8 protein-coding genes are annotated in these 11753 nt (G+C 70.6%); 1 reads left to right on the top strand and 7 read right to left on the bottom strand.

Going from position 1 to position 11753, the window contains the following annotated elements; translation table 11 throughout:
- Position 1 precedes the first annotated feature (1 nt).
- The 7 genes from AOQ37_RS25545 to AOQ37_RS25515 form a co-directional block, all read right to left on the bottom strand.
- Entirely contained in the window at positions 2-1828 is a 1827-nt protein-coding gene (locus AOQ37_RS25545; protein ID WP_062647268.1) for a branched-chain amino acid ABC transporter permease, read from the bottom strand.
- 5 nt (positions 1829-1833) lie between these two features.
- On the bottom strand, positions 1834-2766 hold the full coding sequence (locus AOQ37_RS25540) for a branched-chain amino acid ABC transporter permease (RefSeq protein WP_062647266.1): 933 nt from the start codon (positions 2764-2766) through the stop codon (positions 1834-1836).
- Positions 2767-2876: 110 nt separating this feature from the next.
- The gene (locus AOQ37_RS25535; RefSeq protein WP_062647265.1) at positions 2877-4103 is read right to left on the bottom strand and encodes a branched-chain amino acid ABC transporter substrate-binding protein; all 1227 of its coding nucleotides are present in this window, start codon (positions 4101-4103) and stop codon (positions 2877-2879) included.
- 271 nt (positions 4104-4374) lie between these two features.
- The gene (locus AOQ37_RS25530; protein ID WP_062647263.1) at positions 4375-5079 is read right to left on the bottom strand and encodes a hypothetical protein; all 705 of its coding nucleotides are present in this window, start codon (positions 5077-5079) and stop codon (positions 4375-4377) included.
- Positions 5076-5615 (bottom strand): hypothetical protein, encoded by a 540-nt coding sequence (locus AOQ37_RS25525; protein WP_306305216.1) that lies wholly within the window; start codon positions 5613-5615, stop codon positions 5076-5078. Before AOQ37_RS25525 ends, AOQ37_RS25530 begins: the two co-directional genes overlap by 4 nt.
- Before the next feature lie 108 nt (positions 5616-5723).
- Positions 5724-6212, bottom strand: coding sequence for a PaaI family thioesterase (locus AOQ37_RS25520; RefSeq protein WP_062647261.1), 489 nt, complete (start codon positions 6210-6212; stop codon positions 5724-5726).
- 63 nt (positions 6213-6275) lie between these two features.
- The gene (locus AOQ37_RS25515; protein WP_062647260.1) at positions 6276-8555 is read right to left on the bottom strand and encodes an FdhF/YdeP family oxidoreductase; all 2280 of its coding nucleotides are present in this window, start codon (positions 8553-8555) and stop codon (positions 6276-6278) included.
- Between the two features lie 189 nt (positions 8556-8744).
- Between AOQ37_RS25515 and polA the strand changes: the two genes are divergently transcribed.
- A complete protein-coding gene (gene polA / locus AOQ37_RS25510; protein ID WP_062647258.1) occupies positions 8745-11468 on the top strand; it encodes a DNA polymerase I in 2724 nt (907 codons plus the stop codon).
- Positions 11469-11753: the final 285 nt, after the last annotated feature.

Genomic DNA, 11753 nt, shown 5'->3' with positions numbered 1-11753 from the left:
GTCAGGCCCCTGCCTTGGTCAGGACGGTGGGAGCTTCCGCGTCCTCGTGGAACTCGAGCTGGCGGCGCCGGTTGGGGATGAGGCCTTCCGGTCGGAAGCGCATCAGCAGGATGAGGGCGAGGCCGAAGGCGAAGAGCTGGTAGTCGCCGAGGAACTGGAGTTTGTTGGGGATGAGGAAGAGCAGTGCGGCGCCGATGAGGGGGCCGCTGATGGTGCCCATGCCGCCGAGGACGACCGCGGCGAGGAGGAAGGCGGAGTTGGGCGGGATGGGGCCGGCGAAGAGGTACTGCTCGGGGGTCACGGTGTAGGTGACGTGGGCCTGGACGGTGCCGGCGAGTCCGGCGAGGGAGGCGCCGACGGCGAAGGCGATGAGCTTGACGCGGAAGCCGTTGATGCCCATGGCGAGGGCGGCGGTCTCGTCCTCGCGGATGGCGACCCAGGCGCGGCCGATGCGGGAGTCGCCGCTGCGTCGGAAGACGAGGACGACGACGGCGGTGATGACCAGCATCAGGAAGAAGTAGTTGGCGAACCGGCCGATGGTGAATCCGGCGATGGCGTGCTCGGCTCCGAAGTCGAACCCGAGGATGTTGAGGTTCGGGATGGAGGAGATGCCGTTGGAGCCGTTGGTGATGTCGGGGCCGGAGGTGCCGTCGAGGTTGTTGGCGGTGATGCGGAAGATCTCGCCGAAGCCGAGGGTGACGATGGCGAGGTAGTCGCCGCGCAGTCGCAGGGTGGGGGCGCCGATGAGGACGCCGAAGATGAGTGAGGCGGCTGCGCCGACGAGGACGGCGGCCCAGAACGGGAAGTGCACGTCGAAGGGCGAGCTGGGGGAGCCGGAGACCATGGCGGCCGCGTAGGCGCCGACGCCGAGGAAGGCGACGTAGCCGAGGTCGAGGAGGCCGGCGAGGCCGACGACGATGTTGAGGCCGAGGGCGACGGTGCCGAAGATCAGGATGTAGACGCCGACGGTGGCGTACTGGTCGTCGGTCTGGGTGAAGGGGAACATCGCGGCGGCGACGAAGGCGCCGCAGATGGTGATGTTCTGGTGGCGTGCGGTGATCTGGCTGGCCTGGGCGACGAGGCCGGCCTTGTTGAGTGCGGCGAAGCCGAAGGCGGCGGTGATCAGGAAGCCGATGAAGAGTTCGTCGTACTCGGTGCCGATGCCGTAGGTGAAGACGGTGAGGCCGAGGCCGAGGATGCCGACGATGATCAGGATCTCGGCGTAGGAGGGCAGGGTGCCGACGGGGCGGGCGGTGCCGCTGGAGAAGGCTGCCTTGGTGGTGTCCCGGGCGGCGCGGAGGCGGTGGCGGAAGAGTTCCCAGCCGGTGTCGTCCGGGTCGTGGGGTTCGGGTTCGGGGCGCTCGAAGGGGAGGGCGAGGGCGCCGAGGAAGGCGGCGAGGCTGGTGAGGGCGGCGAGGTAGCCGCCGGGCTCGAGGTTGACGATGCCGCCGAGGTCGACGGTGATCGCGATGACCGTGTACCAGACGGTGGCGAAGGCGGCGAGGGCGGCGAACTTGATCGCGCCGTCGGAGCCGGCCGGGGTGAGCCAGCGCAGGCCCTTCACTCCGTAGGAGGAGAGGCCGAAGAGGGTGGTGAGGGCGCCGCCGATGAGGGCGAGGACCTGGAGGCCGCCGGGGTAGCCGTAGACGGTGAGGTCGCCGGGGAAGGCGGAGGTCCAGGTCCAGGCGAGGAAGGTGGAGACGACGGTGAGTGCGCCGCCGCCGGTGGCGAGTGCGCGGCCGAGGTGCGCCGGGATGCCGATGAGGCCGGTGGCCGGCCCGGAGGCGGGGGTGCTCGGGGTCTCGGGTGCGGTGGTCTGTGTGGTCATCGGTGTCACGCCCTGTCCGCGACGCGCTCGCCGAGCAGGCCTTGTGGCCTGAACAGCAGTACGAGGATGAGAAGTACGAAGGCCCAGACGTCGGCCCAGGACTGGCTGCCGAACTTGTCCATGCCGGGGATGTCGGCGATGTAGGCGGTGGCGAGGGTTTCGGCGATGCCGAGGACGACGCCGCCGATCATGGCGCCGTAGATGTTGCCGATGCCGCCGAGGACGGCCGCGGTGAAGGCCTTGAGGCCGAGGATGAAGCCCATGCGGTAGTCGATCTGGCCGTACTTGAGGCCGTAGGCGACACCGCCGATGGCGGCGAACACGGCGCCGAGGGCGAAGGCGATCACGATGATGCGGTCGGTGTTGACGCCCATGAGCTTGGCGGTGTCCGGGTCCTGCGCGGTGGCCTGCATGCCGCGTCCGGTGCGGGTCTTCATGACGAAGTAGGCGAGGACGGCCATGCTGATGGGGGCGGCGGCGAGGAGGAAGATGTCACCGGTCTGGATGGTGACGTCGCCGAGGTGGAAGGGGCCGCCCTCGATCTGGGGGAAGGTGCGGGCGGAGGTGGCCTCGGGGTACCAGGCCCAGACCGCCTGCTGGAGGGCCAGGGAGAGGCCGATGGCGGTGATGAGGGGGGCGAGACGGGGTGCTCCGCGCAGGGGGCGGTAGGCGAACCGTTCCGCACCGATGGCGACGAGGACGGCGACGAGGATGGCGCCGATGAGCATGAGCGGGAGGGCTATCCACATGGTCGTGCCGTTCGGCAGTACCCAGAGGTAGACGGAGAGAGCCCCGAATGCGCCCGTCATGAAGATCTCGCCGTGGGCGAAGTTGATGAGCTGGACGATGCCGTAGACCATTGTGTAGCCAATGGCGACCAGCCCGTACATGGATCCCAGTAGCAGGCCGTTGACCAGCTGCTGCGGCAGTTCGTTCACCGCATGTCCTCCGAGACGTTCGGATGTTTTCGACGGATGTGTCCGGATGTGAGTCCGCGCGGGGCGCCAGTGGAACAGCGCCCCGCGCGGCTCGTGTGATGCGGGGTGGGTCAGCCGGAGTAGGTGCCGGACTTGACCGGCTTCCAGGCGCCGTTCTCGACGGCGTAGACGGTGAGCTGCTTGTTGGTGGCGTCACCGAACTCGTCGAAGGAGACCTTGCCGGTCACACCGTCGAAGGAGACGTTCTGCATGGCGGCGGTGACCTTGGCGCGGGCGTCGTCCGGAAGCTTGCCGTCGTTGTCGTCGACGACCTTCTTCACGGCCTCGATGATCGCCCAGGCCGAGTCGTAGGAGTAGCCGCCGTAGGCCTCGTAGGCCTCCTTGTAGCCCTCGGTCTTGTAGTTGGCGACGAACTCCTTGGCGGAGGCCAGTTCCTCGACGGGGGCGCCGACGGAGGTGGCGAGGTCGCCGGTGGCGGTGGCGCCGGCCAGCTTGATGAAGTCGGCGCTGTAGATGCCGTCACCGCCGACCACGGGGATCTTGGCGCCGGCGGCCTTGATCTGCTTGCTCAGGGGGCCGGCCTGAGGGTACTCGCCGCCGTAGTAGACGACGTCGGCGCCGGAGTTCTTGACCTTGGTGGCGATGGCCGAGAAGTCCTTGCTGTCCGGGTTGATGTGCTCGGTGCCGGCCACCGTGCCGCCGAGCTTCTTGAACTCCTCGGTGAAGGTTCCGGCGAGGCCGGCGCCGTAGGTCTTCTTGTCGTCGATGACGAAGACCTTCTTCTTCTTGGCGTCGTTGATCAGGTACTGCGCGGCGAACGGGCCCTGGATGGCGTCCGTGGTCGCGGTGCGGAAGTACGAGTTGTAGACGCGCTTCTTGGAGTTCGCCCAGTCGGTGCCCTGGGTGAGCGCCGGGTTGGTGTTGGCCGGCGAGACCTCGACGAGCTTGGCGTCGTCGAAGACCTTCTGCATGGACTCGGCGACGGAGGAGTTCAGCGGGCCGACCACGCCGAGGACGGACTTGTCGGCGACGAGCTTGGTGGCGTTCTGCTGGCCCGAGGACGGCTGGGCCTGGTCGTCGAGCGCCTCGATCTTGAAGGTGACGCCGTCGACGTACTTCTGCTTGTTGGCCGTCTTGGCGGCGAGGTCGACAGAGTTCTTGATGCCGAGGCCCAGCGCGGACAGGTCGCCGGTCAGCGGGGCGTCGATACCGATGGTGACGGTGGTGCCACCGCTGTCGGAGCCCTTGTCGTCGCTGTCGCGCGAGCCGCAGGCGGTGAGGGTGAGTGCTCCCGCGGACAGCGCGGCGGTAATGGCGATGAGCGAACGTTGGCGCACGTTCCAGTCCTTTCCCTGGGCGGCTCTCCCCCCTGGAAGAGGCCGAGTCGAGCGCTGGGCCGAAGGGGTATTCCAGCCGCGCGGTGACTGGGCGTGACTCTAAGCGGGTGAAGCTGACGGAGAGGAGGGTCTGACCGATGCTGTGACGCTCTTGTTATGACACGAGGTAATGCAGAGCGGTACTTGGTGGGTGGAACAGCTGAATTCAGGCCGATTCGCCCTGTCCACATGTTGAGAACGTGCAGGACGCACCAGGGAACGTTCAGGCGTCTCAGGTGTTTTGGTGATGACCGGATTCGTTGCTACAGGCGACTTGTACGGCCTCGGAGAGGTCGTGCGCATAGCGACTGCCGAGGATGAAACTGTGAGCTTGTATTGCGCGCGCATTACGTAGAGTTACGTCCAGGAAAGGAAGTCCGGCGTTCTTCGGCACTTTTCCGCATTCCGTCACGCGCATCGTGATGACGACCTTGCGGACGGAACCCGCTTTCGTCCTGAAGGGGGCGCGGGGGGCCGAGGTCAGGGAAAGCCCGGCGTACGGCTGGGTCAGCCGCGTCACGGTGACCGGCGGTCCTGATTCCACGCCGAGCACCATGTCGAAGGCGAACGTGCGGGGTGGCGCGTCGGGCGGCACGGCGGCCTCGCCGAGGTAGCTGACGTCCACCACCTGGGACGGGAACGGCGGTGCGGGAGCGGCCTGTTGGGCCTCGTGCGGGCGGGTCGCCCAGAGGTAGCCGCCGCCCGCGAGGAGGAACGCCGCGGCGAGGGCGGCCGACACGGCCCGGCGGTGGGCGCCGCGGTGGCGGACGAGCCCATGGAACAGGCGGGCGGCGGGAGTCGGGGCGACGGCGTCGACGGCGTCGACGGCGTCGGCAGGGCCGGTGGGGCCGACGCCGGCCGCGGTGGTGCGGCCGGCGTCGGGGGCGTCCCACGCGTGCGTGCCCTCGCCGGGCTCCACGGGACCCACGCCGCTCATTGCCAGGGCCCCTCGGTCGGGCCGCCGGAGCGGTACCGGTCCGCGCAGCCCCGGCCCGCCTCACGGTCGATCAACTCGTCGGCCACGTCGGCTCCTTGGCTCTTCCTCACGGCCCGCGCGGCGTCCACGACGGTCCGCAGGATCTCGTACTGCCCGTTGGACAGCCCCATCGACTGGTAGTCCCCGTAGGCGGTGCTGTCCAGGACCTCGCGCGACCAGTGGGCGACGATGCGGGTGCACAGTTCCGCGGGCGAGGCGGTGGACGGGGAGCCCGACGGGGGTGCGGACGGGGACGCGGCCGGCGGCCCCGTGCCGCTCGCGCCGTCGCGCCCGGACGCTCCGCAGCCGGTCGCGAACAGAGCCACCAGCAGAGCGGCCAGCAGGGCTGCCGACAGGGGCGTCGGCAGGGGCGTCGGCAGGGGCGCCGACAGGGGCGGCGACAAGGCCGCCGACGGGTCCGCCGGTAAGTCTGCGGGCAACGCCGGTGCGGGCAGACGGCCCGCCGCCCCCGCCCGAGGGGCTCCTCCCGTGGTCATGCCCCGACGCTAGGCCGCCGCGGTGGCGGCGGGCAACGGCCGCGCGCACGTGACCCTCCGCGGCGGCCCTGCCGTCACCGCGCGGTCGCCCTCATCGCGCGGTCGCCGTCACTGCGCGGTGGCCACCTGCGCTCCGTCACCGGCCCGGACGTCCCGCAGGAGGCAGGTGAGCCGGGCGGTGCACACGCGTCGCCCCTCCGCGTCGCTGATCACGATCTCGTACGTCGCGGTGGAGCGGCCCTGGTGCACGGGGGTGGCCACACCGGTGACCAGGCCGGAGCGGACCCCGCGGTGGTGGGTGCAGTTCAGGTCGACACCGACGGCGATCTTGGTGCTGCCGCCGTGCAGCATGGAGCCGACCGAGCCGAGGGTCTCGGCGAGGACCGCGGAGGCGCCGCCGTGCAGCAGGCCGTAGGGCTGGGTGTTGCCCTCGACCGGCATGGTGCCGACGACCCGGTCGGCGGAGGCCTCGATGATCTGCACGCCCATGCGGTTGCCGAGGTGTCCGGCGGAGAAGAGGGCCAGGAGGTCGATGCCGAGGGCGTCGTACTCGTCGATGACCTCTTGCGGGAACTTCACGTGCTGCTGCTCGCCCATGGGGCCCGGCTCCGTTCGTCGATCACATCGTCGATCACACTGCGGTGTGACTTAAGCAAACGCTCAGTCGGTTGCCGATTGTTCCAGACGGACGACGACCGACTTGCTGGCCGGGGTGTTGCTCGTGTCGGCGGTGGCGTCCAGCGGGACCAGGACGTTGGTCTCCGGGTAGTACGCGGCGGCGCAGCCCCGGCTGGTCGGGTAGACCACCACCCGGAAGCCGGGCGCCCGCCGCTCCACGCCGTCGCGCCACTCGCTCACCAGGTCCACGTAGGAGCCCTCGGCGAGCCGGAGGTCGCGCGCGTCCTCGGCGTTGACCAGGACGACCCGGCGGCCGTTCTTGATGCCCCGGTAGCGGTCGTCGAGGCCGTAGATCGTGGTGTTGTACTGGTCGTGCGAACGCAGCGTCTGGAGGAGCAGCCGGCCCTCGGGCAGCTTCGGGTACTCGACCGGGGCCGCGGTGAAGTTGGCCTTGCCGGTCGCGGTGGGGAAGCGGCGCTCGTCGCGCGGGCCGTGCGGGAGGGTGAAGCCCTCGGGGCGGGCCACGCGCGCGTTGAAGTCCTCGAAGCCGGGGATCACGCGCGCGATGCGGTCCCGGATCGTCGCGTAGTCCTTCTCGAACTCCTCCCACGGCACCTTGCTGTCCTCGCCGAGCACGCGGCGGGCGAGACGGCAGACGATGGCGGGTTCGGACAGCAGATGCGCGCTCGCGGGCGCGAGACGGCCGCGCGAGGCGTGCACCATGCCCATCGAGTCCTCGACGGTCACGAACTGTTCGCCCCCGCCCTGGAGGTCGCGTTCGGTGCGGCCGAGCGTCGGCAGGATCAGGGCCCGCGCGCCGGTCACCACGTGCGAGCGGTTGAGCTTGGTCGACACGTGCACCGTGAGCCGGGCGCGCCGCATGGCCGCCTCGGTGACCTCGGTGTCCGGGGAGGCGGAGACGAAGTTGCCGCCCATCGCGAAGAACAGCTTCGCCTCGCCGTCGCGCAGGGCGCGGATGGCGCGCACGACGTCGAAGCCGTGCTCGCGCGGGGGCGCGAAGCCGAACTCCTTCTCCAGGGCGTCCAGGAAGGCGGGCGCGGGCCGTTCGAAGATGCCCATCGTGCGGTCGCCCTGCACGTTGGAGTGTCCGCGCACCGGGCACACGCCCGCGCCCGGCCGGCCGATGTTGCCGCGCAGCAGAAGGAAGTTGACGACCTCACGGATCGTCGGCACGGAGTGCTTGTGCTGGGTGAGGCCCATGGCCCAGCAGACGATGGTGCGCTCGGAGGCGAGCACCATGCGCAGGGTCTCCTCGATCTGCGCGCGCGTGAGGCCGGTCGCGGTGAGCGTCTCGTCCCAGTCGGCGGCGCGGGCCGCGTCGGCGAACTCCTGGAAGCCGTGGGTGTGTTCGGCGATGAACGCCTCGTCGAGCGCGCCGTCGGTGTCCAGGACGAGCTTGTTGAGGAGGCGGAAGAGGGCCTGGTCACCGCCGATGCGGATCTGGAGGAAGAGATCGGTGAGCGAGGCGCCCGCGGTGAGGCCCTTGGGGGTCTGCGGGTTCTTGAAGCGTTCCAGGCCCGCCTCGGGCAGCGGGTTGACGCTGATGATCTTCGCGCCGCCCGCCTTGGCCTTCTCCAGCGCGGACAGCATGCGCGGGTGGTTGGTGCCCGGGTTCTGCCCGGCGACGATGATCAGGTCGGCCTGGTAGAGGTCCTCGAGCAGGACGCTGCCCTTGCCGATGCCGATGGTCTCCGACAGGGCCGAGCCGGACGACTCGTGGCACATGTTGGAGCAGTCCGGGAGGTTGTTCGTGCCGAGTTCGCGGGCGAAGAGCTGGTAGAGGAACGCGGCCTCGTTGCTGGTGCGGCCCGAGGTGTAGAAGACGGCCTCGTCGGGAGAGGCGAGGGCGGCGGTCTCCTCGGCGATGATGTCGAAGGCGCGCTCCCACGTCACCGGTTCGTAGCGCTCCCCGCCCTCGGGGAGGTACATGGGGTGCGTGAGACGGCCCTGCTGGCCGAGCCAGTAGCCGCTGCGGCCGGCGAGGTCGGCGACGGGATGCGCGGCGAAGAACTCGGGGGTGACCCGGCGCAGGGTCGCCTCCTCGGCGACCGCCTTCGCGCCGTTCTCACAGAACTCGGCGGTGTGCCGGTGCTCCGGTTCGGGCCAGGCGCAGCCCGGGCAGTCGAAGCCGTCCTTCTGGTTGACCCGCAGCAGGGTCAGGGCGGTGCGCTTCACACCCATCTGCTGCTGCGCGACCCGCAAGGAGTGGCCGACGGCCGGCAGGCCCGCCGCGACGTGCTTCGGCCCGGCGACCTGCGGAGCGTCCTGGACCGGATCGGCCTTGGGCGGCTTCGTTGCCATCGCGCGCTCTCCTTCGCTCGCCTGTGCCACACACCTCCTCGATCCTCGCACGAGGCACCGACGGCGTTCACCCGCGGGCGGTGCGGCGGGCGGGAGCAAAGCTTGCGGCGCACGGCCGGCGGCCCGGGGAACCCCGTGAGCCGTGGCGGCCGGGACAGAGTGTCAGTGGGGCGTGGCAGGATCGGGGGCGTGGCAGAGACAGCAGCGAAGAAGACCGACACCCCCGCCGGCAGCCGGCCCCGCCTGATGCTCATGGACGGGCACTCGCTGGCCTACCGCGCGTTCTTCGCGCTCCCCGCGGAGAACTTCACCACCGCGACGGGCCAGCCGACGAACGCGATCTACGGCTTCGCGTCGATGCTGGCCAACACCCTGCGTGACGAGGCGCCCACGCACTTCGCGGTCGCGTTCGACGTGTCCCGCAAGACCTGGCGCTCCGAGGAGTTCACCGAGTACAAGGCGAACCGCTCCAAGACGCCCGACGAGTTCAAGGGCCAGGTCGAGCTGATCGGCGAGCTGCTCGACGCGATGCACGTGTCCCGGTTCGCGGTGGACGGCTTCGAGGCGGACGACGTCATCGCCACGCTCGCCACCCAGGCCGAGGCCGAGGGCTTCGAGGTGCTGATCGTCACCGGTGACCGCGATTCCTTCCAGCTGGTGTCCGAGCACACGACCGTGCTCTATCCGACGAAGGGGGTCTCGGAGCTGACCCGGTTCACCCCGGAGAAGGTCTTCGAGAAGTACGGGTTGACGCCCGCCCAGTACCCCGACTTCGCGGCGCTGCGCGGCGACCCGTCCGACAACCTGCCCGGCATCCCCGGTGTCGGGGAGAAGACGGCCGCGAAGTGGATCAACCAGTTCGGTTCGTTCGCGGAGCTCGTCGAGCGGGTCGAGGAGGTCAAGGGCAAGGCCGGGCAGAACCTGCGCGACCACCTGGAGGCCGTCAAGCTCAACCGCCGCCTCACCGAGATGGTCCGTACCGTCGAGCTGCCGAAGACGGTCGTCGACCTGGAGCGCCTCCCGTACGACCGCACGGCCATCGCGGTGATCCTGGACACCCTGGAGATCAGGAACCCGTCCCTGCGCGAGCGGCTGTTCGCCGTCGACCCGGGCGGCGAGGAGGCCGAGGCGACCCCGGTGATCACCGGTGGGGTGGAGCTGGACGGCACGGTGCTGGGCACCGGCGAGCTGGCCGGCTGGCTCGCGGAGCACGGCACCGACACCCTCGGCGTCGCCACCGTCGACGCCTGGGCGCTGGGGGCGGGCTCGGTCGCCGAGATCGCGCTCGCCGCCGCCGCGGGAGCGGCCGCCTGGTTCGACCCGGCGGAGCTGGACGAGGCCGACGAGAACGCGTGGGCGGCCTGGATCGCCGCCGAGGACCGCCCCAAGGTCCTGCACAACGCCAAGGGCGTCATGCGGGTCTTCGCCGAGCACGGCTGGTCCGTCGCCGGTGTCGGGATGGACACGGCCCTGGCCGCCTACCTGGTCAAGCCGGGCCGCCGCTCGTTCGACCTGGACGCGCTGTCCCTGGAGTACCTGGGCCGCGAGCTGGCCCCCGCCGCCGCGGCCGACGGCCAGCTCGCCTTCGGCGCGGACGACGGCGCCGAGGCCGAGGCCCTCATGGTGCAGGCCCGCACGATCGTCGATCTCGGCGAGGCGTTCCGCGGCCGGCTCGAGGAGGTCGGCGCGGCCGACCTGCTGCGCGACATGGAGCTGCCGACCTCCGCCCTCCTGGCCCGCCTGGAGCGGCACGGCATCGCCGCCGACCGCGCCCACCTGGAGGCCATGGAGCAGATGTTCGCGGGCGCCGTCCAGCAGGCCGTGAAGGAGGCGCACGCGGCGGCCGGACACGAGTTCAACCTCGGTTCGCCCAAGCAGCTCCAGGAGGTCCTCTTCGGCGAACTGGGGCTGCCGAAGACGAAGAAGACCAAGACCGGCTACACCACCGACGCCGACGCCCTGGCCTGGCTCGCCGGCCAGACGGACAACGAGCTGCCGGTCATCATGCTCCGCCACCGCGAACAGGCGAAGCTGCGGGTCACCGTCGAGGGCCTGATCAAGACGATCGCCGCGGACGGCCGCATCCACACCACGTTCAACCAGACGGTCGCCGCGACCGGCCGGCTGTCGTCCACGGACCCGAACCTCCAGAACATCCCCGTCCGCACCGACGAGGGCCGGGCCATCCGCCGCGGTTTCGTCGTCGGCGAGGGCTTCGAGTCCCTGATGACCGCCGACTACAGCCAGATCGAGCTGCGGGTCATGGCGCACCTGTCGGAGGACGCGGGTCTCATCGAGGCGTTCACCTCCGGCGAGGACCTGCACACCACGGCCGCCTCCCAGGTGTTCGGCGTCGAGCCCGGCGCGGTGGACGCGGAGATGCGGCGCAAGATCAAGGCGATGTCCTACGGCCTCGCGTACGGCCTGTCGGCGTTCGGCCTCTCCCAGCAGCTGAACATCGACGCGGGCGAGGCCCGTGGCCTGATGGACGCCTACTTCGAGCGGTTCGGCGGCGTCCGGGACTACCTGCGCCGCGCGGTCGACGAGGCACGGGCGACGGGCTACACGGCGACGCTCTTCGGCCGCCGCCGCTATCTGCCCGACCTCAACAGCGACAACCGTCAGCGCCGTGAGGCGGCCGAGCGCATGGCCCTCAACGCGCCGATCCAGGGCACGGCGGCGGACATCGTCAAGATCGCCATGCTCAAGGTGGACGCCGCCCTGCGCGCGGCGGACCTCACGTCCCGCATGCTGCTCCAGGTCCACGACGAAATCGTCCTGGAGATCGCCCCCGGTGAGCGGGCGGCGGTCGAGGAACTGCTCCGCCACGAGATGGCCCACGCCGTCCAGCTGCGAGCACCGCTGGACGTGTCGGTCGGCGCGGGCACGGACTGGGAATCGGCGGCGCACTAGGCCGCCGCGAGGGGCGGCCCACCGGGCGCGGACGCCCGCCGTGCGGGACGGTCCACCGGGCGTGGCGATCCGCCGCGTGAGGACGGCTCGCCGCGTGGGCACGTCCGCCGGGTGGGGGCGGCCCACCGTTCCCCGTCGTTCTCCGGAACGGACGGGAGGGGCCCTGCCGGCAGCGGCAGGGCCCTTTCGTGTGCCCGGGGGCAGCCGTTGGTGCTGCTGTCGGGCCCGGAGCCGTAGGGGCCGGTGCCTGACCTGGGGGGAGTCGGGCTCCGTCACGGGGGGGTG

The sequence above is a fragment of the Streptomyces maremycinicus genome (genome assembly GCF_001184025.1).
In the GTDB taxonomy this organism is placed as follows: domain Bacteria; phylum Actinomycetota; class Actinomycetes; order Streptomycetales; family Streptomycetaceae; genus Streptomyces; species Streptomyces maremycinicus.
This window is presented reverse-complemented; position numbering and strand designations above follow the sequence as displayed.